This is a genomic window from Frigoribacterium sp. 2355 (genome assembly GCF_054060695.1).
Genome location: NZ_JBSSDL010000001.1, coordinates 122,124 through 145,526 on the forward strand (window position 1 = coordinate 122,124; position 23,403 = coordinate 145,526).

The 23,403-nt window shown below is 72.0% G+C and carries 21 protein-coding genes; 15 read left to right on the forward strand and 6 right to left on the reverse strand.

Annotated elements, in window-relative coordinates; all coding sequences use genetic code 11:
* Positions 1 to 22 precede the first annotated feature (22 nt).
* The 3 genes from ACVJ1F_RS00615 to ACVJ1F_RS00625 all read left to right on the forward strand — a co-directional run bounded on the left by ACVJ1F_RS00615 (position 23) and on the right by ACVJ1F_RS00625 (position 2,837).
* Positions 23 to 1,000, forward strand: coding sequence for an aldo/keto reductase (locus ACVJ1F_RS00615; protein ID WP_456884134.1), 978 nt, complete (start codon positions 23 to 25; stop codon positions 998 to 1,000).
* A gap of 97 nt (positions 1,001 to 1,097) precedes the next feature.
* Positions 1,098 to 1,385 carry a hypothetical protein gene (locus ACVJ1F_RS00620; RefSeq protein WP_456884136.1) on the forward strand — a complete coding sequence of 96 codons (288 nt, stop codon included), beginning with the start codon at positions 1,098 to 1,100 and terminating at the stop codon, positions 1,383 to 1,385.
* A gap of 120 nt (positions 1,386 to 1,505) precedes the next feature.
* Positions 1,506 to 2,837, forward strand: coding sequence for an NAD(P)/FAD-dependent oxidoreductase (locus tag ACVJ1F_RS00625; protein WP_456884137.1), 1,332 nt, complete (start codon positions 1,506 to 1,508; stop codon positions 2,835 to 2,837).
* Between the two features lie 90 nt (positions 2,838 to 2,927).
* Here ACVJ1F_RS00625 and ACVJ1F_RS00630 read toward each other — a convergent pair whose 3' ends face one another.
* Positions 2,928 to 3,500 (reverse strand): TetR/AcrR family transcriptional regulator, encoded by a 573-nt coding sequence (locus tag ACVJ1F_RS00630; RefSeq protein ID WP_192123668.1) that lies wholly within the window; start codon positions 3,498 to 3,500, stop codon positions 2,928 to 2,930.
* An 80-nt stretch (positions 3,501 to 3,580) separates the two neighbouring features.
* On the opposite strand from ACVJ1F_RS00630, the gene ACVJ1F_RS00635 reads away from it, so the two are divergent.
* The gene (locus ACVJ1F_RS00635; RefSeq protein WP_200412190.1) at positions 3,581 to 5,038 is read left to right on the forward strand and encodes an MFS transporter; all 1,458 of its coding nucleotides are present in this window, start codon (positions 3,581 to 3,583) and stop codon (positions 5,036 to 5,038) included.
* Here the strand turns inward: ACVJ1F_RS00635 and ACVJ1F_RS00640 are convergent, their stop codons facing one another.
* Complete coding sequence (locus tag ACVJ1F_RS00640; protein WP_233568316.1) at positions 5,039 to 6,250, reverse strand: MFS transporter; 1,212 nt, start codon at positions 6,248 to 6,250, stop codon at positions 5,039 to 5,041.
* Between the two features lie 82 nt (positions 6,251 to 6,332).
* Between ACVJ1F_RS00640 and ACVJ1F_RS00645 the strand changes: the two genes are divergently transcribed.
* The 11 genes from ACVJ1F_RS00645 (at position 6,333) to ACVJ1F_RS00695 (ending at position 18,749) form a co-directional block, all read left to right on the forward strand.
* Complete coding sequence (locus tag ACVJ1F_RS00645; RefSeq protein ID WP_056045128.1) at positions 6,333 to 7,721, forward strand: LLM class flavin-dependent oxidoreductase; 1,389 nt, start codon at positions 6,333 to 6,335, stop codon at positions 7,719 to 7,721.
* A 242-nt stretch (positions 7,722 to 7,963) separates the two neighbouring features.
* Complete coding sequence (locus tag ACVJ1F_RS00650) at positions 7,964 to 8,614, forward strand: ABC transporter permease (RefSeq protein WP_456884140.1); 651 nt, start codon at positions 7,964 to 7,966, stop codon at positions 8,612 to 8,614.
* Complete coding sequence (locus ACVJ1F_RS00655; protein ID WP_456884142.1) at positions 8,601 to 9,863, forward strand: ATP-binding cassette domain-containing protein; 1,263 nt, start codon at positions 8,601 to 8,603, stop codon at positions 9,861 to 9,863. The genes ACVJ1F_RS00650 and ACVJ1F_RS00655 overlap by 14 nt, the downstream gene beginning before the upstream one ends.
* The gene (locus tag ACVJ1F_RS00660; protein WP_456884143.1) at positions 9,860 to 10,648 is read left to right on the forward strand and encodes an ABC transporter permease; all 789 of its coding nucleotides are present in this window, start codon (positions 9,860 to 9,862) and stop codon (positions 10,646 to 10,648) included. Before ACVJ1F_RS00655 ends, ACVJ1F_RS00660 begins: the two co-directional genes overlap by 4 nt.
* Positions 10,645 to 11,658 (forward strand): glycine betaine ABC transporter substrate-binding protein, encoded by a 1,014-nt coding sequence (locus tag ACVJ1F_RS00665; RefSeq protein ID WP_456884145.1) that lies wholly within the window; start codon positions 10,645 to 10,647, stop codon positions 11,656 to 11,658. Before ACVJ1F_RS00660 ends, ACVJ1F_RS00665 begins: the two co-directional genes overlap by 4 nt.
* A gap of 695 nt (positions 11,659 to 12,353) precedes the next feature.
* A complete protein-coding gene (locus ACVJ1F_RS00670) occupies positions 12,354 to 13,925 on the forward strand; it encodes a sugar transferase (protein WP_456884146.1) in 1,572 nt (523 codons plus the stop codon).
* A gap of 77 nt (positions 13,926 to 14,002) precedes the next feature.
* Entirely contained in the window at positions 14,003 to 15,265 is a 1,263-nt protein-coding gene (locus tag ACVJ1F_RS00675; protein ID WP_056045142.1) for a glycosyltransferase family 4 protein, read from the forward strand.
* Complete coding sequence (locus ACVJ1F_RS00680) at positions 15,262 to 16,059, forward strand: CDP-alcohol phosphatidyltransferase family protein (RefSeq protein ID WP_456884147.1); 798 nt, start codon at positions 15,262 to 15,264, stop codon at positions 16,057 to 16,059. Before ACVJ1F_RS00675 ends, ACVJ1F_RS00680 begins: the two co-directional genes overlap by 4 nt.
* On the forward strand, positions 16,056 to 17,504 hold the full coding sequence (locus tag ACVJ1F_RS00685) for a hypothetical protein (protein ID WP_456884148.1): 1,449 nt from the start codon (positions 16,056 to 16,058) through the stop codon (positions 17,502 to 17,504). The genes ACVJ1F_RS00680 and ACVJ1F_RS00685 overlap by 4 nt, the downstream gene beginning before the upstream one ends.
* Before the next feature lie 146 nt (positions 17,505 to 17,650).
* Positions 17,651 to 18,091 carry an adenylyltransferase/cytidyltransferase family protein gene (locus ACVJ1F_RS00690; RefSeq protein WP_056047412.1) on the forward strand — a complete coding sequence of 147 codons (441 nt, stop codon included), beginning with the start codon at positions 17,651 to 17,653 and terminating at the stop codon, positions 18,089 to 18,091.
* 91 nt (positions 18,092 to 18,182) lie between these two features.
* Positions 18,183 to 18,749, forward strand: a complete 567-nt coding sequence (locus ACVJ1F_RS00695; RefSeq protein ID WP_456884150.1) for a hypothetical protein — start codon at positions 18,183 to 18,185, stop codon at positions 18,747 to 18,749.
* Here ACVJ1F_RS00695 and ACVJ1F_RS00700 read toward each other — a convergent pair.
* From ACVJ1F_RS00700 to ACVJ1F_RS00715, 4 genes are all read right to left on the reverse strand, one after another.
* Positions 18,698 to 18,952, reverse strand: a complete 255-nt coding sequence (locus ACVJ1F_RS00700; protein ID WP_056045153.1) for a hypothetical protein — start codon at positions 18,950 to 18,952, stop codon at positions 18,698 to 18,700. The genes ACVJ1F_RS00695 and ACVJ1F_RS00700 overlap by 52 nt on opposite strands.
* Positions 18,953 to 18,970: 18 nt before the next feature.
* Positions 18,971 to 20,827: a DEAD/DEAH box helicase gene (locus ACVJ1F_RS00705; protein ID WP_056045156.1), complete on the reverse strand. Its 1,857-nt coding sequence runs from the start codon at positions 20,825 to 20,827 to the stop codon at positions 18,971 to 18,973.
* Positions 20,828 to 20,838: 11 nt separating this feature from the next.
* A complete protein-coding gene (dinB, locus tag ACVJ1F_RS00710) occupies positions 20,839 to 22,122 on the reverse strand; it encodes a DNA polymerase IV (protein WP_456884151.1) in 1,284 nt (427 codons plus the stop codon).
* A gap of 78 nt (positions 22,123 to 22,200) precedes the next feature.
* A complete protein-coding gene (locus ACVJ1F_RS00715) occupies positions 22,201 to 23,403 on the reverse strand; it encodes an acyl-CoA dehydrogenase family protein (RefSeq protein WP_456884152.1) in 1,203 nt (400 codons plus the stop codon).

Genomic DNA, 23,403 nt, shown 5'->3' on the forward strand with positions numbered 1-23,403 from the left:
TCGACGACGAGAGGTGCCACACATGGAGTACGCACGACTGGGCACGAGCGGCCTGACCGTCTCGGCGGTGACCCTGGGGTGCATGAGCTACGGCGTGCCCGACCGCGGGACGCACGAGTGGAGCCTGCCCGAGGACGAGAGCCGCCCGTTCATCTCGCGGGCGCTCGAGCTCGGCATCACGACCTTCGACACCGCCGACGTCTACTCGGACGGCACCAGCGAGGAGATCGTCGGGCGGGCCCTGCGGGACTTCGCGACCCGCGAGGAGGTCGTCCTGGCGACCAAGGTGCACGGCCGCATGCGTCCCGGCCCGAACGGGGCCGGGCTCAGCCGGGGGCACGTCATGAGCGCGATCGACGACAGCCTGCGCCGGCTCGGCACCGACTACGTCGACCTGTACCAGATCCACCGCTTCGACCCCGAGGTGCCCGTGGAGGAGACGATGGAGGCGCTCCACGACGTCGTCAAGGCCGGCAAGGCCCGCTACATCGGCGCCTCGAGCATGTGGGCCTGGCAGTTCGCCTCGATGCAGCACGCGGCCGACCTCGGGGGCTGGGCGCGTTTCGTCTCGATGCAGGACCAGTACAGCCTGATCCAACGCGAGGAAGAACGCGAGATGCACCCCTATTGCCTGGACCAGGGGGTCGGCGTGCTGCCCTGGTCGCCCCTGGCCCGCGGGAAGCTGACCCGGGACTGGGACGCCACCACGGCCCGGACCGAGACCGACCGCTTCGGTCAGACGCTCTACAAGCAGCGCGAGGACGGTGACCGCCTCGTGGCGCAGGCCGTCGCCGACGTCGCGGAGGCGCGGGGCGTTCCTCGCGCGCAGGTCGCGTTGGCCTGGGTGCGGCAGCAGGACGCGGTCACGTCCCCCATCGTCGGCGCCACGAAGATGCAGCACCTCGACGACGCCGTGGCCTCGGTCGACCTGTGGCTCACCGACGACGAGCTCGACGCGCTGGAGTCGCCCTACGTGACCCGCGAGAACGAGGGGTTCTGACGACACGGTCCCGCCCGGTCGACCGGCACCACGTCGGTCTAGGGTGAGCCGCACGGGCGGCGACGACGCCGACCGACCTCGACGAAGGGCAGCACCCATGGGCAGCGACGCCAACCACCACGAGCACGACCGGCCGAGCACCGGCGGACCCACCTCGGGCGAGGACGGCTCGTACGTCGACGACGACCTCGACGACGGCGCCCGCACGCGCGGGCCGCACGACGGCGAGGCCGACGGCACCTACACCGAAGAGGCCGACACGAGCGAGGCCGACGGGTCGTACGTCGACGCGCAGGTCCCGGACGAGCCGGCCGCCGACGGCGGACCCCACGACGGCGAACCGGACGGGTCGTTCACGCAGAGCGACCTCGACGGCGGTCGCTGACCCCACCGGCCGACGCGTGGCCGTGCCCGGCCCGGCCCCCGAGGGGTGCCGGGCCGTTCGGCGTGTGGCGTTCCGGCAGGCGGCCCCGGGGGTACGGTCGTCTGAGGGAGGAACACATACATGACCAAGCGAATCGTAATTCTCGGCGGCGGTTCCGCCGGGCTCACCACTGCACTCGAACTGCAGAAGCGACACCCACCCCAGGCGGCGAGCATCACCCTCGTCGACCAGGCCCCGTACTTCACCTACCAGCCGTTCTTGCCCGAGGTCGCCGGTGGCCACATCGCCGCCCGCGACGTCACCGTGCCGCTGCGCAAGACCCTCAAGCGCACCAAGGTCGTCGAGGCGTCGGTCACCGGGCTCGACAGCGAGGCCAAGAAGGTCACCGTCACGAGTGCGGACGGCGAGTCCAGCGACATCGCCTACGACCAGTTGGTCGTCGCCCTCGGCGCCGTCACCCGGACCTTCCCGACCCCGGGCCTGGCCGAGAACGGCGTCGGCTTCAAGAGCGTCGAAGAGGCTCAGTACGTCCGTGACCGCATCCTCGGCAACATCGCCGAGGCGGCGAGCGTCAAGGACCCGGCCGTCCGCCGCAAGCTCCTCACCGTCGTCTTCGTCGGTGGCGGCTACACCGGCGTCGAGGCCCTCGCCGAACTGTCCGACGCCGCGAACTCCGCCGTCGACACGTTCCCGAACCTGTCACGCGACGAACTGCGCTTCGTGCTCGTCGAGGCCCTGGACCGCGTCGCCCCCGAGGTCGGTCCCGAGCTCTCGAAGTGGACCCTGGGCCAGTTGCGCGGTCGAGGCATCGACATCCGCCTCAAGACGACGATGCCCTCGTGCGTCGACGGCGACGTCGTGCTGAGCGACGGCGAGACCATCCCCGCCGGCACGATCGTCTGGACGGCCGGCGTCAAGCCGAACCCGGTGCTGGGCGACATGAGCCTCCCCCTCGGCCCGAAGGGGCACGTGAACGTCAGCGCGACCCTGCAGGTCCAGACCGAGGACGGCCAGAAGCTCGACGGCGTCTGGGCCCTCGGCGACGGCGCGCAGGTCCCCGACCTGCTGGCCGAGAAGCAGCCGGCGTACTACCCGCCGAACGCACAGAACGCCGTGCGCCAGGCGGTCACCGTGGCCGACAACGTCATCGCGACCCTGTCGGGAGAGCCCGTCAAGGAGTACCGCCACGAGTCGCTCGGCACCGTGGCGAGCTACGGCATCGGCAAGGGCGCGGCCAGCATGTTCGGCCTCCAGCTGAAGAACGTGCCGGCCTGGATGGCCCACCGTGGCTACCACCTGTACGCGATGCCGACGCTGAACCGGAAGTTCCGCATCCTGTCGGGCTGGGTGACGAACTTCGTCGGCGGCCGCGACACGACCCCGCTGGTGGGTCTCGGCGACCCGCGGGCGGGATTCCTCAAGGTGACCCCGAAGGTCGACGCGAAGAAGTAGTCGCGACCGACCTCGAGAGGGAGGCGCGTCCCGGGTGACCGGGGCGCGCCTCCTTCGTCGTCGGTGCGGTGGAGCGGCCCGGGGCCCGGCTCAGGCCGTGGTGAGGCGCCGCACGGCCTCGCGCACGATCTCGCGTTGCAGGGCGGGGTCGAGCACCACGCCCGGATGCGCCTCGCCGAGACCGGGCAGGTTCTGCCAGGCGCAGGCGAGCGACATGACGAGGGCGAAGATGTCGTCGCTGCTCCAGGACACCGTCACGGCGGGGTCGCCGCGAAGGCGGTCGAGCTGCGACAGGGCGGCGTCCTGGACCGAGCGCAGGGTGGGCACCGAGGCCTCCCAGTCGTGCTCGCCCTCGAGCCGGGCCCAGGCGAGCAGCCGGTTGTGGTCGGGGTGGGCCTGCATGTGGTCGAAGACGGCGAGGGCGAACTCCTCGACGCTCGCGGCAGGGCGGGACGCGGCCTCGCCCATGGTCTCGAAGGTGCCGTTCAGGACGGTCGTGAAGAGCGACCTCTTGTCACCGAAGTTCGCGTAGAGGCGCTCCTTGCTGCAGCCGGCCTCGGCCGCGATGCGGTCGACGCGCGCCCCGGCCAACCCGTGTCGCGAGAACTCCGCGGTCGCGGCCTCGAGGATGGCTCGACGGGTCTCGGCGGCATCGGTTCGCATCGGATCACCGTAGCCGATTCACGAACCAACCAACTAGTAGGTAGGGTAGTTCGTCGTCCCCCAGAGAAACAGGTACCGCAGTGACCACCGTCGCCCCCGCCCCCACCGAGACGCGTTCGTCGCGCCGTTGGTGGGTGCTCGTCATCGTCGCCCTCGCGCAACTCGTCGTCGTCCTCGACGGCACCATCGTCAACATCGCCCTGCCCGACGCCCAGGCCGACCTCGGCCTCAGCGACGAGAACCGCCAGTGGGTCGTGACGGCCTACGCGCTCGCCTTCGGCGCGCTGCTGCTGCTCGGTGGTCGGATCGCCGACTTCTGGGGCCGCAAGCGCACCTTCATCGTCGGGATGGTCGGCTTCGGTGCCGCCTCCGCGTTCGGCGGGCTCGTGCAGACCGGTGGCGAGCTGATCCTCGCCCGAGGCCTGCAGGGCGTGTTCGCGGCCCTGCTCGCCCCCGCGGCCCTGGCCGTGCTCACCACCACCTTCGCGTCGGGTCGCGACCGGAACACCGCCTTCGCCGTCTTCGGCGCCATCTCGGGCGCCGGCGCGGCCGTCGGGCTCGTGCTCGGCGGCGTGCTGACCGAGTTCGTCAGCTGGCGCTGGTGCCTGCTCGTCAACGTGCCGATCGTGCTCGTCGCCATCGTCGCCGCCGCCTTCGTCGTGAGCGAGAGCCGGGCCGAGGGGCGGAACCGCCTCGACGTCGTCGGCACGATCGTCGTCGCGGCCGGCCTCGCCAGCCTCGTCTACGGCTTCACCCGGGCCGAGGACGGCTGGGGCTCGGCCGTCGTCATCGGCTTCATCGCCCTGGGGGCCGGTCTGCTCGCCCTGTTCGTCGTCGTCGAGCGACGGAGCGACCACCCGCTGCTGCCGATGCGCGTGCTCGCCGACCGCGTCCGTGGCGGAGCCTTCCTCGTGCAGTTGATCGTCGGGAGCGTCATGATCGGCGCCCTGCTCTACCTGACCTTCCACCTGCAGATCGTGCTCGGCTTCGGCCCGCTCGAGGCGGGGCTCGCCAGCCTGCCGATGACGCTGGTCATCATGGTCTGCGCTCCCCTGCTGACGAAGGCGCTGCCGGTCGTCGGCCCCCGCCCGATGATGATCGTCGGGCCGCTCGTCGCGGGGGCCGGGCTGCTCTGGCTCGCCACGCAGATCACGGCCGACGGCTCGTACGCCGTCCAGGTGCTGCCGGCCCTGCTCGTCATGGGCGTCGGCCTCGCCGGCGTCTTCGTGCCCATGCAGAACCTGGCGCTCAGCCGGGTCGCCCCGCACGACGCCGGTGCCGCCAGCGCGACCTCGAACGCCATGATGCAGATCGGCGGATCGATCGGTCTCGCCGTCTTCACGAACCTCTACGCCGGGGCCGTCGCGTCCTCGACGTCGACGGTGGGCGGGCCGCTCGGTCCGCTGGTCGACGGCTACTCGGTGGCCTTCCTCGCCGCCGCGGTCGCCATGCTGCTCGCCGCGCCGATCTCGTTCTTCCTCATCCGCGGCCGCAAGGAGGACCTGCTGCCCACCGAGGCGCCCGTGCACCTCGGCTGATCAGGCCGGGGTCGGCGTGCCGGTGGCGGTCCGGGGCAGGCGGATCGCCGCTCCGGCCGCCACGGCCAGCAGGACGGCCGCGACGCCGAACGCCGCGGGGTACGAGACCGTGTCGACGAGCAGGCCCGCGACGAGCGGCCCGGCGATCGCCCCCACGTCCGAGCACATCGAGAAGATCGCGACGGGACGACCACCGCGGGCCCCCGCGGCGTCGCCGACGAGTGCCGCGGGCGCGGTGCCCATGAACGCCGTCGCCACGCCGTAGACGCAGAGCAGGGCGCCGAGGGTCCAGACGTCCGGGGCGAGGGACACCGCGAACAGGGTCACGGCCGCCACCGCGAACGAGCCGATCACGGCCGGTCGACGGCCGACCGTGTCGACGAAGCGCGCAGCCGGTGCCAACGCGATGGTCTGGGCCACCGCCGACGCGGCGAAGAGCAACCCCGTCCAGGCCGTCGGTCCACGCAGGACCTCGACCACGAGGACGGGGACGAGGGCGCTGCGCACCCCCAGCGACGACCAACCCTGTGCGAAGTTGGCCACGCACGCGGTCCGGAACCGCACGTCGCGCAGCACGACCCCGAGGGGCACCGGAGGCGCGGTGACGGTCGTCGAGGAGTGCTGCGGGGCCCGGCGCAGGAGCACGACGCCGACCAGGCCGGCCACGGCGAGCGTGCCCGCGTAGAAGAAGAACGGCGCCGTCAACGAGATGGTCGCGAGCAGCCCGCCGAGGGCAGGACCCGCCATGCCGCCGACGAGGAACCCGCCCTGGTAGAAGCCGACGGCCCGGGCCCGGAGCGACGGGTCGGTCGCGCCGAGCAGCAACGTCATCGCCGCGATGCTGAACATGGCCGAGCCGATGCCACCCGCCCCCCGGAGCAGGAGGAGCTGCGGATAGGTCTGGGCGAGCCCGGCGAGTCCGCTCGACAGCGCCACGATGCCGATGCCCACCGAGAGCACGACCCGCTCGCCCATCAGGTCGATGAGTCGACCCACGAACGGGCTCGCCACGAGGCGCATGAGGGCGAAGGCCGAGAGGACGGCACCCACCAGGGCGTGGTCGACGCCGAAGCTGCGGGCGTAGACCGGCAGGACCGGGACGACCACCCCGAAGCCGACCATGACGAAGAAGGCGATCACGCCGAGGACGTACACGTCGCGGGTGAGACGGGGGCGGTCGACGTCGGTGACGTGGCGGCGGAACGGGAGCACCGACACAGGCTACGGGGCGCGGAGTGTGACCTCGTGTGTCGGCGAGGACGACAGCACGGGCCCGGGTCGTGATGATGGCCTCATGACTCGACGAATCCGGTTCAACGCCTTCGACATGAACTGCGTGGGGCACCAGTCCCCCGGTCTCTGGCGGCACCCCGACGACCGCTCGGCCGACTACACGAAGCTGAGCTACTGGACCTCCCTCGCGCGCCTCCTCGAGAAGGGCGTCTTCGACGGGCTCTTCATCGCCGACGTGCTCGGCACGTACGACGTCTACGGCGGCAACCACGACGCGGCGTTGCGCAACGGAACCCAGACCCCGGTCGGCGACCCGGTGCTGCTCGTCTCGGCCATGGCCGCCGCGACCGAGCACCTGGGCTTCGGCATCACCGCCGGCACGGCCTACGAGCACCCCTACCCGTTCGCCCGGCGCATGTCGACTCTCGACCACCTGACGGAGGGGCGGATCGGCTGGAACGTCGTCACCGGCTACCTGCCGAGCGCCGCCCGCAACATGGGGGCCGACGACCAGCTCGACCACGACACCCGGTACGACCAGGCCGACGAGTACCTCGAGGTCCTGTACAAGCTGTGGGAGGGGTCGTGGGAGGACGACGCGGTCGTCCGCGACCGTGAGTCCGGCGTCTTCACCGACCCGGCCAAGGTGCACGAGATCGGGCACGACGGCACCTACTACAAGGTGCCCGGCATCCACATCGCCGAGCCCAGCCCTCAGCGCACCCCCGTGATCTACCAGGCGGGTGCCTCGCCGCGGGGCATCCGCTTCGCCGCCGGCAACGCCGAGTCGATCTTCGTCGCGGCCCCGACCAAGGAACGCCTGGCCGCGACGGTCGGCAAGATCCGGGACGCGCTCGAAGCCGCGGGCCGCGACCGCTACTCGGCGCGCATCTACACGTTGCTGACGATCATCACCGACGCCACCCCCGAGGCCGCCCGGGCCAAGCACGACGAGTACCGGCGCTACGCCTCGCACGAGGGCGCCCTGACGCTCATGTCGGGCTGGATGGGCGTCGACCTCTCGACCTACTCGCTCGACGACCCGGTGGGTGACGTCGAGAGCAACGCCATCCAGTCGGCCCTCGCGAACTTCCAGGCGCAGGCGGGTGACACGGGCGCGGAGTGGACGATCCGCGACATCGCCGAGGCGGCCGGGATCGGCGGTCTCGGGCCCCGCATCGTCGGGTCCGGCGAGGAGATCGCCGACCAGCTCCAGGAGTGGGTCGACGAGACCGACGTCGACGGGTTCAACCTCGCCTACGCCATCACTCCGGGCACGTTCGAGGACGTCGTCGAGCACGTGATCCCCGTGCTCCAGGCCCGGGGCGTCTATCCCACCGAGTACGAACCGGGCACGCTGCGGCAGAAGCTGTTCGGGCGCGGAGACCGGTTGCCGGACGAGCACCACGGGGCGCGGTACAAGGTCTCGACCGGAGCCCGCGTCGGCTGACGGAGGCCCTGCGGGGCAAGGATCTGAGGATCGTTACAACGGCGTGTCGGCGAAAGCCGACACGCCGTTCCCATCGGGGCTTTCATCCGTCGGATCTCATAACGGCAGGCGACTCCCGGGCTCCCGGACGGGTGGTCGGCGACATGACGCGGCGTGGGGGCCGTGGTTAGTGTGGACGCCGGTCGCCTCTCGGGGAAGCGACGATTCGGACTGATGGTCGTTGCTCAGAGGAGATGGTCTGCTTGGCGTGGGAATTCGTGGTGGACCGGTGGAGCCAGATCTGGTTCGCCTCATGGCAGCACTTCTCACTCGTGGTGCAGTGCCTCGTCCTGGCGGTCGTCGTCTCGGTCGGCCTCGCCGCCCTGGTGCACCGCAACCCGACGCTCTACGCCCTGGCCAACGGGGTGTCGGCCGTGGGGCTGACCCTTCCGTCGTTCGCGCTGGTCGGCCTGCTCATCCCGTTCGCGGGGTTCGGCGTCGCGCCGTCGGTCATCGTCGTCACGTTCTTCGCCGCACTGCCGATCCTGCGGAACGCCGTCGTGGGCCTGCACGAGGTCGACGGTTCGCTCGTCGAGTCGGCTCGCGGCATCGGCATGGGGCGCTTCCGGACCCTGGCGACCGTCCAGATGCCCCTCGCCTGGCCGATCATCCTCACCGGCGTGCGCGTCAGCGCGCAGATGGTGATGGGCATCGCCGCGGTCGCGGCGTACGCGCTCGGCCCGGGCCTCGGCGGCTTCATCTTCTCGGGCCTGTCCCGACTGGGCGGCGCGAACGCGCTCGCCTCCGTGGTCACGGGCGTGGTGGGCGTGGTCCTCCTCGCCCTCGTCCTCGACCTCCTCCTCGTCGGCCTCGGCCGCCTGACCATCTCGAGAGGCATCCGTGTCCAGAACTGACCCCACCCGCGCCTCCTCGTCCCCCTCGGACGAGGTCTCGGGCCGCAGCATCACCCTCGACCAGGTCACCAAGCGGTACCCCGGCCAGGCCACGCCGGCCGTCGACGGCATCACGCTCGAGATCCCGGCCGGCAAGATCGTCATGCTCGTCGGACCGTCGGGGTGCGGCAAGACCACGACCCTGAAGATGATCAACCGGCTGATCGAGCCCACCGAGGGGCGGATCGTCCTGGACGGCGACGACGTCACCTCGATCGACGGCGACGAGTTGCGCCGCCGCATCGGCTACGTGATCCAGGCCGGCGGATTGTTCCCGCACATGACCGTCGGGGCGAACATCGCCATCGTGCCGAAGATGCTCGGTTGGTCGAAGGAGCGCATCGCCGCCCGCGTCGACGAGCTGCTCGAACTCGTGTCGCTCGATCCGGCCACGTACCGCGACCGCTACCCGCGTGAGCTCTCGGGTGGTCAGCAGCAGCGCGTCGGCGTCGCGCGGGCACTGGCGGCGGACCCGCCCGTGTTGCTGATGGACGAACCCTTCGGGGCCGTCGACCCCATCACCCGCCAGCGCCTGCAGGACGAGCTGATCAACATCCAGCACGAGCTGCAGAAGACCATCGTCATCGTCACCCACGACTTCGACGAGGCCGTGAAGCTCGGCGACTGGATCGTCATCTTCTCCGAGGGCGCGCACATCGTGCAGTACGACACCCCGGAGCGCATCCTCGCCGAGCCGGCGAACGAGTTCGTCGAGAACTTCATCGGGTCGGGGGCCGGCCTCAAGCAGCTGACGCTGACGCGCGTCCGTGACGTCGACCTCGCCGAAGCCGTCGTCGCCCGAGCGGGCGACTCGGCCGCCGACGTCCTCGCCCGGGTCGAGGCGGCCGGCCACGGCCACGCGGTCGTCGTCGACGACCGGGAACGCCCCGTCTCGTGGCCCTCGCGCCGCCAGCTCGGCCGTCTCGACGTGCTGGGCTCGTCACCCGACGCCGACCTGCCGGTCATCGGCAGCGGCGCCACCCTCAACGACGCCCTGGACACGATGCTCGTCTCGAGTGCGGGTGCGGCCCTGGTCACCGGTCGACGCGACGCCTTCATCGGCGTCATCACGGTCGAGGTCGTCATGGAGGCCATCACCCGGGCGCGCGCGTCGGCTGCCGAGGCCCACCACGACGCTCCGCTGGGCACCAACACGGGCTCCTTCGACGTCGTGCCGGGAGCCCCCGTCGACGAGAAGGACGCGGCGTGACCGCCTCGGTCGCCCCGGCCTCGGTCGACGGACGCTCGTCCGGCCGGCAGGGGCCCCGCCCGGCGTGGCTCGGACTGCTCGTGCAACCCGTGGCCGTGTTCGCCGTGTTCGCGGCATTCGTCGTCTGGCTGACCACGGCCGACCTGACGACGGCCGAACGGACCACCCTCAACCCCTCCGACCTGCTGGCCTACACGGGCGAGCACCTGGCGTTGACCTTCGTCTCCGCGGCGATCGTCCTCGTCCTCGCCATCCCCCTCGGCGTGCTGCTCACCCGGCGGCCGTTCGTGCGCATCAGCGGTCCCGTCCTGGTCCTCGCGAACTTCGGCCAGGCCGCGCCGGCCATCGGACTCATCGTGCTGCTCGCGTTCTGGCTCGGCTTCACGTTCTGGGCTGCGGTCGTCGCCCTCGTGCTCTACGCGGCACTTCCGGTGCTGCGCAACACCATGATCGGACTGCAGAGCGTCGACGCCCGCCTCGTCGAGGCCGGTCGGGGCATGGGGATGAGCGCGTCGTCCGTCCTGCTGAAGGTCGAGCTGCCGCTGGCCGTCCCCGTGATGCTCTCCGGCATCCGCACGGCCCTCGTGCTGCTCGTGGGGTCGGCGGCCCTCGCCACGTTCATCGGTGCCGGCGGCCTGGGGCTGCTGATCACCACCGGGGTCAACCTGTTCCTGCCGCGGGTCCTCGTCTCCGGGGCCCTGCTCATCGCCCTGCTCGCCCTCTTGATCGACTGGCTGGGCCGTGTGGTCGAGTACGTCGCCCGTCCGAAGGGACTCCGCGCATGACCGTCTCCCGCCTCCCCCGACGACTGCGTCGCGCCTCCTCGTCCCTCGCCGTGGTCGGCGCCGCGACGCTCGCCCTGACCGGGTGCGGCCTGCAACCGGCGACGGCGTTCGTGCCCGCGGTGGCGCCCGGCTCGATCCGAGCCGTCGAGGGGTTGCCCGACGACGCGGCGATCACCGTGACGGCGAAGAACTTCACCGAGCAGTTGATCCTCGGGAAGATCGCCGTGCTCGCCGCGCAGGCCGCGGGCTTCGAGGTCACCGACATGACGAACGTGCCGGGGTCGGTGGCGGTGCGACAGCTGATGCTCGACGGGACGGCCGACATGACCTACGAGTACACCGGCACCGCCTGGCTGACCTACCTCGCCGAGGCGGAGGGCATCCCCGACCAGCAGGAGCAGTACGAGGCCGTCCGCGACGCGGACGCCGACAACGGCCTGACCTGGCTCGAGCCCGCGCCCCTCAACAACACCTACGCCATGGCGGTCCGGGCCGAGGCCGTTCCCGAGCTCGGCGACATCACGTCGCTCTCCCAGATCGCCGACCTGCCCGTCGAGCAGCGCACCTTCTGCGTCGAGGCCGAGTTCAACTCGAGGGCCGACGGGTTCGCCCCCATGCTCGCGGCGTACGGGCTCGAACTCGGCGCCGCCGACGGCGTGCCGACGAGCAACGTGAGCATCCTGGACACGGGCACGGTCTACACCGCGACCGACCGGGGCAGCTGCAACTTCGGCGAGGTCTTCACGACGGACGGTCGGATCGACTCGCTCGACCTCGCCGTGCTGGAGGACGACCAGGGCTTCTTCCCCGCCTACAACGCGGCACCGGTCCTCTCGACGGCCACCCTGGAGGAGTACCCGCAGCTGGCCGAGGTGTACGACGAGATCTCGCCGGCCCTCACGGACTCCGAGATGCGACGCCTCAACCTGGCGGTCGACGTCGAGGGCGAAGAGCCCGCCGACGTGGCCTTCGACTGGATGGTCGAGCAGGGATTCGTCACCCGTCCGTGACACGCGGGCGAGGGTGATTGTGACGGGTGATGCGCCCCCCGGCCGAAGGGCCGGGGGGCGTTGTCCGTCTGTACCCCACCTGCACCGCGCACACCGGGGGTGACGAGAGATGAACGACACCTGTCGGGGTGATGAACGGCGCGGACGGCGGCGTGTCGACCGTCGGTCCGGACGTGGTGTCACCGGTCTGAACAGGCCTTTTGCGTGTTTCACGCCGCGGGCCACCCTCCGCCTGGAACGGGACGCGCCGTGGCCGCGCTTTTCACGGCTTCTTGTCACCCCCGCACGGGTGACATCGCGGGGTCCGGGGGTCACCCGTTCGGGTGTCGGCAACAGGGGGGACACGATCGCCCCCGAACGGGGGGTCTTGTTAGACTCCTGTGGCGGGTGCCCCCCGAACTAGAGTCACAGCATCCTCCTGGTCGACCCGAAATCGCCAGGAACCGAGAAACCCGACCCTCTCCACCGGGAGCATCTGCTCCCGTCACCGCACCGACCCGAATCGTGCGTCGAGCAGACCCGCTGCCCGGCGCGCCCGTCGCCGCCCGGCCGACGTCGCGCACCATCGTGACGTCCGTGCTCCGGCGCGACGCCTGGGCGGTCGATCGAACCCGAACCTCGATCGACCGCCCGCCACCGCCCCCGTCGTCACCACCGACGTGGGCGTGCCGTCGCCTACCCGAACCCGAGACCCGATGTCCAGCACGCAGAGCGAACTCCGCTCACTCCTGGTCGGACCGTCGTCACCCCGACGGATCGATCCCCCGTTCGACCTGACCGAGTCGGACGGCCCCCTCGCGGCGCCCGCCGCGACGCACGACGCCGAGTCCGGCGCCGCCTGGGCTCGCCGCTACCGGCGCCGGCTCCGCCTCGTCGACACGGCCGTCCTGACCCTGAGCATCGTCGGTGCCGTCGTGGTGGACGCCGCGAGGGCCATCGCCGCCGGTCGGGGCTCGGATGCGTCCACCCTGATCGAGTCGGTGGGTTCTCCCGTGCTCCCCGTCGTCGTCGGGCTGGTCTGGACCTTCTGCCTCACGCTGCACCGCACCCGCGACCTCGCGGTCGTCGGCAGCGGCGTCGTCGAGTACAAGCGCCTCCTCACGGCGAGCGTCTGGGCCTTCGCCGTCGTGGCGATCGGGTTCGCCTCGGTCGGCCACATCGGCGGCGAGGGCTACTTCCTGGTGGCGCTGCCCGTCGGCGGTGCCGGCCTGGTCGTCGGCCGGTGGACCATGCGGCGCTGGCTCGAACGCCAGCGGGCCAAGGGTCACTACCTGTCGAGAGCCGTCATCGTGGGATCGCGCGACGACATCGCCGACGTCGTCCGTCGCATCGACAAGACGAGCGGTGCCGTGTACGACGTCGTCGGGGCGGCCGTCCCGGACGCCGACCCGAGGGGCATCGTGGTCGGAGGCCGCACCGTCCCCGTGGTGGCGGACCTCGACGGCGTCCCGCGTGCGGTCTGGCGCCTGGGCGCCGAGAGCGTGATCGTCGCCGGCGAACCGGGTCGTGGCCGGGAGTACCTGCGCGACCTCGGATGGTCGCTCGAAGGACGAGCGACGGAGCTCGTCATCGCCTCGCGACTGACGAACGTCGCCGGGCCCCGCATCCACTACCGCCCGGTCGAGGGTCTCCCCCTGATGCACGTCGAGCTGCCGCAGTTCGACGGCCCGCGACACGCCCTCAAGCGTCTGTCCGACCTCGCGCTGGCGTCCGCCGCGCTCGTCGTCCTCGCGCCGGTGTTCGCCGTCGTCGCCCTCGCGGTGCGGCTCGACGGTCCCGGCCCGGTGCTGTTCCGTCAGCGCAGGGTCGGCCGTGACGGGCGCACCTTCGAGATGCTGAAGTTCCGCTCCATGGTCGTCGACGCCGAGAGCCGGCTCGCCAGCCTCGCGCAGGCCGACGAGGGAGCCGGCCTGCTCTTCAAGATGAAGTCCGACCCGCGGGTCACCCGCGTGGGTGCCGTCCTCCGTCGGTGGTCGCTCGACGAGCTGCCCCAACTGTGGAACATCGTCCGTGGCGACATGAGCGTCGTCGGGCCCCGGCCGCCCCTCCCTCGCGAGGTCGAGGGGTACGAGGACCACGTCCACCGACGCCTGTACATCAAGCCCGGCCTCACGGGCATGTGGCAGGTGAACGGACGCAGCGACCTCAGCTGGGAGGAGAGCGTCCGCCTCGACCTCTACTACGTCGAGAACTGGTCGCTGACGGTCGACTTCGTCATCATGTGGCGCACCGTCCGGGTCCTCTTCGAGCACCGGGGAGCGTATTGACCCCCACCAGCAGCATCCGAGACCACCGCGGGCCGTTCACGGGCCCGGACCACGCTCACGACGACAGGGGAGAGAGCATGTCCGTCGACATCAGGCACTACCGGGACCGCGAGTCCGCACCGGCGACGACCGCCGCACCGATCCTGCGGGAGGACGCCCGGACGGGCGTCGACCTGCCCGAACTCCCCCGCCGCCGGAGGGGATCGCGGCGCAGCCGGGTGCTGCTGGTGCACTCGTCCGACGAGATGTACGGCTCGGACCGGATCGTCCTCGAGGTGGTCGGTGAGCTCGCCGCCCGCGACGACCTCGACGTGACGGTCTGGCTGCCCTCCGACGTGTCCGTCGGGCCCCTGGGGCCGAGGCTGCGCGAGCTCGGCGCGCGCGTCGAGCGCACGCCCCTCCCGATCCTGCGCCGGACCCGGCTCGGACCGCTCGGACTGGTCCGCCTGGCCCGCGATGCGGCGCGCACGGCGCTGAGGCTGTCCGGGCGCCACTTCGACCTCGTCTACTGCGCCACGAGCGCCTGCCTGATCGTCGCGCCCGTCGCCCGGGCCATGGGCGTCCGCCGTGTCGTGGGGCACCTGCAGGAGCCCTGGAGCGACGGAGACCGTCGAGGCCTCCGTCCCCTGGCTCGCGCCTGCACCTCGTTGGTCGCCGTGTCGCGGTCGGTGCTCGATTCGTCCGGCCTCTCGGAGGACTCGCGCGCCGTCGTGGTCCACAACGGCGTGTCGGACCGCTCGATCGCCGTCACCGACCGTGCCGAGGGTCGCGCGCCCCAGTACGTGGTCGCGAGTCGCTGGAACGGCCACAAGGGTCACGCGACGCTCCTGACGGCCTGGAACGCGGCAGGCTGCCCCGGCCAGCTCGTCATCCTGGGCGGCCCGCCGGCCGTCGGCTCCTCCGTCGACGTGCCCGGCCTGGTCGCGGCGATCGTCTCGCGACCCGAGACGGTCACCGTCGTGGGAGAGGTCGACGACGCGTCGCCCTACCTCCGCGACGCCGACGCGGTCATCCTGCCGACCGACACCCTCGAGGGCTTCGGACTCGTCACGCTCGAGGCGTTCAGCCAGGGGCGTCCCGTCATCGCCAGCCGCTCCGGCGGCCCGGAAGAAGTCGTCGACGAGGGTCACACGGGCTGGCTCTTCGACCGCCGAGACGTCGACGGCCTGACCGAGATCCTGGCGTCGATGGACGTCTCCACCCTGGCCGTCGCCGGGCGCCACGCCCGCGAGGCCTACCTCCAGCGGTTCACACCGGAGCGCATGCGACGCCGCATCGGCGCGGTCGTCACCCGCGAGCTGCACACGGCCGACGTCGACTCCCTGGCGGTGGCCTCGTGACCGACGCCCCCACGACCACCGAGGCGACCTCGGCCCGGCCCGCCGTGCCCCGCGCCGTGCGTCCTGCCCTCGCCGCGCTCGCGTCCGCCCAGAAGCCGTCCACGGGTGCGCCCGCCTATTCGCGCTTCGTCAACCGCCGACTCGGTCGATGGGCCGCCGCGGTGGCCTACACCGTGGGTGCCACGCCGAACCAGGTCACGGCGCTCAGCGCCGCGTGCACCTTCGCCGGCATCGCGGTCCTCGCCTTCGCGCCGTCCGGCATCGGGACGGCCCTGGCCGTCGTCCTGCTGCTCGTCGTGGGTTACGCCCTCGACTCGGCCGACGGACAGGTCGCGCGCCTCCGGGGCGGCGGCAGCCCCGCGGGCGAGTGGCTCGACCACGTCATCGACGCGACCAAGATCGCGGTGCTGCACCTGGCGGTCTTCGCGTCGTGGCTCCGTGAACCGGAGGGTCGCGAAGCCCTGCTGGCCGCGCCGCTCGTCTACCAGGTCGTGGCGACGGTGGCGTTCTTCGCCATCGTCCTGACCGATCAGCTCCGCCGGGCGGAGGCGGCCCGGACCGGCGTCGCCGCGCCCGTCGGACGTCGCACGGGACTGCTCTACTCGCTGGCGGTCGTCCCGACGGACTACGGCCTGATGTGCCTCGCGTTCGTCCTGCTGGCCTGGCCGCCGGCGTTCACGGTGGTCTACCTGGCGCTCCTCGTCGCGAACGCCGGCTACCTCGTCCTCGCCCTGCCGAAGTGGTTCCGCGAGCTGAAGTCCCTGACTCCCCCGTCGATCGGTTCGAGGTCGTGAGCCACGAGGTCGCCCCGGTCCGTCGGGCCGTCTCGAGGGGTCTCGGTCGAGCCGTCTCGCGCCATGCCGCGCTCATCGGCGTGGCGGCGCTCCTCGGGGTGGCCGCCGGCGTCGGCGCCTCGCAGCTCGCTCCGGCCGGCTGGCGCGCCGAGGCGACGCTCCTCGTCCGGGTCGAGTCCCCGGGGTCGGGCCTCGCGGCCCGCGGGCAGTTCGCCCAGCAGCGCGTGGCGTCCTACGCCGAGCTCGGCACGAGCCCGGAAGTCCTCGGACCGGTCGCGGCCGACCTCGGACTCCCTGTCGACGAGCTCGCCGAGCGGGTCTCGGTGGTCAACCCGGACGGCACCGCGGTCCTCCGCGTGCAGACGACGGCCGGAACGCCCGACGGGGCGGCCTCGCTCGCCGACGACGTCGCCGAGAGCCTCTCGGCGGTCGTGGATCGCGCCGAATCGGACGCCGGGTCGGACGGTCAGACCGTCGCTCTCGACCTCACCTCCCCCGCGGCCGTGCCGACGACGCCCGACGAACCGGGCCTCGCGCTGACGGTCCTCTCGGGTCTCCTCGCCGGCCTGGCGGTCGGTCTCGCCGGCGCGCTCGTCCTGGCCCGTGCCCGGCCCACGGTCGACACGGTCGACGACGTGCGCCGCATCACGGGGCTGCCGGTCGTGGGCCAGCTCCCGGGGGCCCTCCGGCAGGGCGACGACCCGGTGACCGGAGCCTCGTCCGCCCGGACCCGCACGGCCCTGCGCGAGGTCGTCCAGAACACGAGGGCCCTCCGGGGTGGCTCGCTGCCCGCCACGCTCCTGCTGGCCCGGACGGACTCGGTCCGCGAGGCGGTCGGCGTCGACGGTGGCCTCGCGCGCGCCGTCGTCGAGCTCGGTGCCACGTGCGCCCTGGTCCAGTCCGACTTCGACACCCGCACGCTCTCCCGTCCCTCGACGGTGCCCGTGGGCGCCGTGCCCGAGGAGGTCGAGGCCGATCGGCACGGCTACGACCGCGTGCCGGTGTCCGACGGGGTCGTCGCGTCGTCCCGTCACCTGGTCCGTTCGGGAACCCACGCCTTCTTCGCCGCCCTGCGCGAGGACTACGACGTCTCCGTCGTCCAGGCCTCCAGCGACTCACACCCGCTCGCGTTGCGCAGCGTGACCGACGAGGTGGACGGCGTGCTGCTGGTCGTCCGGTCCGGGGTCACGACGGTCGAGTCCCTCCGGAGCCTGAGCGCCGAGCTCGTCAGCCTGGACGTGCAACCCGTGGGCGTCGTGCTGACGGGGGTGCCCCCGTGGCGCCGGGTCCTGGTTCGTGCCACCTGGCTCGACGACGACGTCCGTCACCCCGTCGAGGAACCCGCGCCCTCGTTCAGCATCGCCGACCTCGTGGACCACGCGGGCGCCACCCGCCCGCTGCAGGACCTCCCCCGCCTCCGACGCCGGCCCGGTGCCCTGTCGTGAGCACCTCCGAGCACCACCCCGACGAGAGGACCACACCCGTGGACGTCATCCCCACCCCCGCCACCGGCCTCGCCCTCGACCCCGTCGACGGCGGGAGCGGACGAGGAGGCGCGGGCCGGGTCGGCTACGCGGCCGGCGCCTTCGACCTGTTCCACATCGGTCACCTGAACCTGCTGCGGCACGCGTCCGCGCAGTGCGACCACCTCATCGCCGGCGTCGTGTCCGACGAGATGTTGCAGGTGACCAAGGGCATCTCCCCCGTCGTCCCGCTCGCCGAACGGCTCGAGATCGTCCGCCACATCGACGTCGTGGACGGCGTCCACGCCGAGACCGTGCCCGACAAGATGGACGTCTGGCGCGAGCTCCGCTTCGACGTCTTCTTCAAGGGCGACGACTGGCGGGGCACCGAGAAGGGCCTCCGGCTCGAGCGAGAGTTCGGGGCGGTCGGGGTCGAGGTCGTCTACTTCCCGTACACCATGAGCACGTCCAGCACGGTGCTCCGCAGGGCGCTCCGGGCACTGTCCGGGGCGCCGGGCCAGGGCGGCGAGACGGTCGCCGTCGGCGACTCCGTGCGACTCCAGGGCTGATCCGTCCTCCCCAGCCCCGCGTCGATCCTCGTCGATCGATGCGGCTGGGGAGAACCGTCCGGGAGCGGTGGCGGCCCGAGATGCTCGACCCATGACACTCACCTCGGTCCTCGACACCACCCTCGACCGCCCTCCCGCCGACCCGGTCGCAGCCTTCACCACGTCCGATCCCGGACGCGTCCCCGATCCGCACGCGCCCGTCCAGGACGTCGACGACCTCGTCCGCCACGTCGAGGCCATCGTCCCGTCGGCGGTGCGTCGCCAGCTCTGGACGTTGTTCTTCGACGACGACGACGTCCCCCTCCCTCTCATGGTGCCCCTCGAGGGCATCCCCGAGGTGCCCGACACCGCCGCCCTCGACCACTACGGCGATGCCCTGGCCGCCGTCGCCACCGAGTTCGGCGCCGCGACCGTGGTGTTCGTCCTCGAGAGGGTCGGCGCCGCGTCGCCCCGTCCCTCGGACCGCCGGTGGGGTGACGGCCTCCGGGCGCTCGGGCGAGGACGGCCCTTCGAGGTCCGACCGGTGCTGCTGTGCGGCGACGAGGGTGTCTCGGCGCTCGTCCCGAGCGGGGGCACTAGGGTGCGCCCGGCCCCGGACGGCGTCCCTCAGGCGTCCTCGAGGCCCGTCCGCCTGGTCGACATCGTCCGCCTGCCCTGACCCCGCTCGCGGTCGACGAGTCGCCACCAGGCGGTCTCGGCGAGCTCGGGGGACGTGTAGACGCCCAGGCGGGCCGGCTCGGCGTCGGTCGGGCTCCACCGGCTCAGTCGGTAGCCGCCGCCGAAGCGCTCGACGACCGCCTCGGGTGCCCCCTCGGGGTCGGCGCGCACGGTCCACCGGTCGGGGACGTTCTCGTCGAGCATCGGTCGATCGTACCCGGGTCAGGCGCGCTGGCCGAGGCGGCCGCGCAACACGTCGATTCGCTTCTGGATCTGTTCGGTGCTGGCCTGAGCGACGGACGGGCCCCCGCTGATGCGCCTGAGGTCCGCGTGGATCAGCCCGTGCGGTTCGTTCGAGTGCCGCGACCAGATCGACACGAGCCGGCTGAGCTCTTGCCGCTGCTCTTTGATGGTCTGGTAGAGGGGTCGGGCCTCGTCGACCGGAGCGGTCGTGGGCAACCCGGTCTTCGGAGCCCGTCGCGCCTGGGTGGCCTGCCGCTGCCGCAGCAGGTCGCGGACCTGGTCGGGCTCGAGCAGACCGGGGATGCCGATGAAGTCGAGTTCTTCGAGGCTGCCGATCTCGCCTCCGGTGCCGAACTCGCCGCCGTCGTAGAGCACCCGGTCGAACGAGGCCTGCGAGTCCAGGGCCTCGAACGGTTGCTGCTCGAGGAGGCTCGACGCCTTCTCGTCGCGGTTGGCCGCGGCCATCATGTCTTCTTCGGGGGCGAACAGGCCGTCGTCGGCGTCGGTGGGTCGGTCGAGCGCGTGGTCGCGCTGCAGTTCGAGCTGGTTGGCCAGGGCCATCAGGCTGGGCACGCTCGGCAGGAAGATCGACGCGGTCTCGCCCCGTCGGCGGGCTCGGACGAACCGTCCCACGACCTGGGCGAAGAAGAGCGGCGTCGAAGCCGAGGTGGCGTACACGCCGACGGCGAGACGCGGGACGTCGACGCCCTCGGAGACCATCCGGACCGCGACCATCCAGCGGCTGTCGCCGTCGGAGAAGGCCTGGATGCGGTCGGAGGCGGCCTTCTCGTCGCTCAGGACGACGGTGGGGCGTTCACCCGTGAGCTTCTGCAACACGGCTGCGTACTGCCGAGCCGCGGTGTGGTCGGTGGCGATGACGAGACCGCCCGCGTCGGGCACGCCCCGGCGCACCTCGGTGAGGCGCTTGTCGGCCGCCGAGAGCACGGCTGGGATCCAATCGCCCTGCGGCGACAGCGCCGTACGCCAGGCCTGGGCCGTGATGTCCTTCGTCACGGCTTCGCCGAGGGACGCGCTCATCTCGTCGCCCATCCGGGTGCGCCAGCGCATCTGACCGGCGTACGCCATGAAGAGGACGGGTCGCACCACCCCGTCGGCGAGGGCACGGCCGTAGCCGTAGGAGTAGTCGGCCCTCGAGGTGCGGATGCCGTGCTCGTCCGGGGCGTACTGCACGAACGGGATCGGAGCCGTGTCGGACCGGAACGGGGTGCCCGTCAGCGAAAGACGGCGGGTGGCCCCGGTGTAGGCCTCCCGGATGCCGTCGCCCCAACTGAGCGCGTCGCCGCCGTGGTGCACCTCGTCGAGGATGACGAGGGTTCGACCGGCCGTCGTGATGGCCTTGTGCACCTCGGGCTTCATGCCGACCTGGGCGTAGGTGACGGCGATGCCGTGGTAGTGCCGTCCGAAGGTGCCGTCGGCGTTCTTGAACATCGGATCGAGGCGGAGGTTGACCCGGTCGGCGGCGTCGGCCCACTGGCGCTTCAGGTGCTCGGTGGGGGCGACGACCACGACGCGGTCGACCTCGCCGCGGGACAGGAGTTCGGTGGCGAGGCGGAGGGCGAACGTCGTCTTGCCGGCGCCCGGTGTGGCCGCCGCGAGGAAGTCCCTCGGCATCGTCGAGAAGTAGAGCTCGAGGGCGTCGGCCTGCCACGCGCGCAACTTGCTGGCGGTGCCCCAGGCGGCCCGCTCGGGGAACGCGGGCGAGAGGTGTTCGGCGGCCGAGTTGCCTGCCGAGACGCCGACGTCGAGAGGGTCGGACGAGAGGCCGTCGAGGTGCTGCTCACCCCCGGCGGGGTCGGATGCGTTGGCGGTGCTCACTCGAACCGAGTTTACCCTCGACCGGCGTCGTCGACGGACGCGGCACCCGCATCTCGACCGGAGGTGCCGGGTCGACGCCGCGAGGTGCCGAGCAGCGAGGCCGGCGTCAGCATGGCCGAGCCGAACTTGGCCCGGAGGGCGTCCATGGTCGACTCCGCCTCGCGCCAATCGGCGTCGTCGTCCCACAGGCCGAGCGAGTCACCGCCCGTCCCCTCGCTGAGCTGCTCGACGCGCACGCCGACGAGCCGGATTCGTTCGTGCTGCTTGCCCGTGGCCTCGTAGAGGGACACGACCTCGTCGTAGATGCGTCGCCCGAGGTCGGTCGGGTCGGCGAGCGTCCGGGACCGCGTGATCGTCACGAAGTCGGTCGTCCGCAACTTGAGCACGACCGTGCGACCGCTCACGCCTGCGGCCCGCAGACGGGTGCCGACCTTGTCGCTCAGGCGGAGGAGTTCACGTCGGACGACGACGGGGTCGACGACGTCGGTGCCGAACGTGTTCTCGTTGCCGACGCTCTTCTCGGCCGTCTCGGTGTGGACGCTGCGGGGATCGCGACCCCACGCCAGGTCGTGCAGCTTCGCGCCCGCGGCCGGCCCGACCGCGCGGACGAGCATGTCGAGAGGGGCCGAGGCGACGTCGCCGACCGTTCGCAGGCCGCGGTCGAGCAGCACCTGTTCGGTCTTGCCGCCCACGCCCCAGAGCGCGCTGATCGGCCGCGGGTGCAAGAAGGCCAGGGTGTGGCGGTGCGGTACGAGCAGGAGCCCGTCGGGCTTGGCGACGCTCGACGCGAGTTTGGCGACGAACTTGGTCGACGCGGCCCCGATGCTGCAGTGCAGCCCGGTCTCGGCGTGGACCCGACGACGCAGTGCCGTGGCGATCTCGAACGGCGAACCCATCAGGCGGATCGACCCGCTGACGTCGAGGAACGCCTCGTCGATGCCGAGGCGTTCGACCAGCGGCGTGACGTCGTCGAACATCGACATGACTCGTGAGGACCAGTGCTGGTACTTCTCGAAGTGCGGTTCGAGCACGACGGCCTGCGGGCAGCGACGCAGTGCGATCGCCATGGGCATCGCCGAGTTGACGCCGTACTTGCGGGCCTCGTAGGTGGCGGCCGTGACGACCGACCGGTCGGAGCGGTGCCCGATGACCACGGGTCGGCCCCGGAGCTCGGGGTGGTCGAGCAACTCGACGGACGCGAAGAAGGCGTCCATGTCGACGTGGAAGATCGGCGCGGTCGCGTCGTCGGTCGGCACCGTCGTGACGATCCGCCCGCTGCCGTCTTGTTTGCTCACCGGAGCATCCTCACACGCGCCACCGACATCGTCGTCGCCCGGGGTGAAGCCCCCGGTGCGGCCGCGTGCGTCGACCCGTCAGGAACCCGGTCCGAGGAGCGCCGCCGCGATCGTCGCGTGCGCCGAGTCGGTGTTCGACGGGTGGAAGCGTCCGGCGAGGACGTCCCGTTGCAGGCGCCCGAGCTCGGAGGACGACTTGTACGAGGACCCCCCGGCCACCGTGACCGCCTGCTCGACCACCGCGCGGGCCGTCCCGGTGGCGCGCGTCTTGAGCCCGACGACGAGCCGCGGCCAGTCGGCCCCGTGGTCGACGAGTTCGTCGACGTCGCGGGCCACCCGGTCGACCTGCGGCTCGAGTCCGTCGACCGCCAGTCCGGCGTCGGCGACGCGCCAGCGGACGACGGGGTCGAGCGCCCTGGCCGCTCCCCCGGCACGCCGCGAGGTGGTCCCGAGTGCCGACTCGACGGCGAGCTCGAGGGCCCGGCGGGCGATGCCCCGGTACACGGCGGCCACGGTCGTCTCGAAGACGGCGAAGACCGCGAAGACGAACGGGTCGGCGCTCGGGCCGACGGGCAGTCGACGGACGATGCGTGAGGCGGGCACCTCGACCCCGGTCAGCCGGGTCGTGTGGCTCTGCGTCGCGCGCATGCCGATGGTGTCCCAGTCCTCGAGCGAGGCGTGGCCCGGCTGCTCGCGGCGCACGAACCCGTGGACGAGGGCCGGCACCTCCGGGTCGGAGTCGTCCCGTCCGAAGACGCCGAGGCGCGTCCAGACCGGCGAGAGCGACGTGGAGACCTTGGTGCCGGTGAACCGGTAGCCGCCGTCGCCCGTGGGTTCGGCCGACGTCACCGAGTCGGACAGGACGAGGTCGTTGCCGGGCTCGCTCACCCCGAAGGCGAAGACCTCGTCGTGCGCGGCGTCCTCGAGGACGAGGTCGAGCGAGTCGTCGCCCCGCGCGTGCAGAACGGCCGCGCACCCGGTCCAGACCAGGTGCATGTTGACCGCCAGCGCCGTGGCCGGGGCCGCCGCCGCGAGGCGTGACTGCAGGGACGCGACCTGCTCGAGTCCGAGACCCGCGCCTCCTCGGTGCTCCGGGACGAACGCCCTCAGGTAGCCGCGCTCGCGCAGCTCGGCGAGGTCGTCGTGGGGGAACGTGTTCTCGCGGTCGTGGTCGGCGGCCCGCCCGCGGAAGCGCTCGAGCAGCTCGTCGGGCAGCAGCTCGCCGGGCGACCAGGAGGCGCGGGTCGGGTCGGACGGAGGGGCGGGCTTCGGTGCGGGCAC

What these genes read in the sequence shown, in the direction of transcription:
- ACVJ1F_RS00675 (WP_056045142.1), top strand. Translation starts at nt 14,003, where the DNA reads ATGTCCGTCGACATCAGGCACTACCGGGACCGCGAGTCCGCACCGGCG.
- ACVJ1F_RS00700 (WP_056045153.1), bottom strand. Translation starts at nt 18,952, where the DNA reads ATGCTCGACGAGAACGTCCCCGACCGGTGGACCGTGCGCGCCGACCCC.
- ACVJ1F_RS00645 (WP_056045128.1), top strand. Translation starts at nt 6,333, where the DNA reads ATGACTCGACGAATCCGGTTCAACGCCTTCGACATGAACTGCGTGGGG.
- ACVJ1F_RS00630 (WP_192123668.1), bottom strand. Translation starts at nt 3,500, where the DNA reads ATGCGAACCGATGCCGCCGAGACCCGTCGAGCCATCCTCGAGGCCGCG.
- ACVJ1F_RS00665 (WP_456884145.1), top strand. Translation starts at nt 10,645, where the DNA reads ATGACCGTCTCCCGCCTCCCCCGACGACTGCGTCGCGCCTCCTCGTCC.
- ACVJ1F_RS00695 (WP_456884150.1), top strand. Translation starts at nt 18,183, where the DNA reads ATGACACTCACCTCGGTCCTCGACACCACCCTCGACCGCCCTCCCGCC.
- ACVJ1F_RS00620 (WP_456884136.1), top strand. Translation starts at nt 1,098, where the DNA reads ATGGGCAGCGACGCCAACCACCACGAGCACGACCGGCCGAGCACCGGC.
- ACVJ1F_RS00615 (WP_456884134.1), top strand. Translation starts at nt 23, where the DNA reads ATGGAGTACGCACGACTGGGCACGAGCGGCCTGACCGTCTCGGCGGTG.
- ACVJ1F_RS00625 (WP_456884137.1), top strand. Translation starts at nt 1,506, where the DNA reads ATGACCAAGCGAATCGTAATTCTCGGCGGCGGTTCCGCCGGGCTCACC.
- ACVJ1F_RS00670 (WP_456884146.1), top strand. Translation starts at nt 12,354, where the DNA reads ATGTCCAGCACGCAGAGCGAACTCCGCTCACTCCTGGTCGGACCGTCG.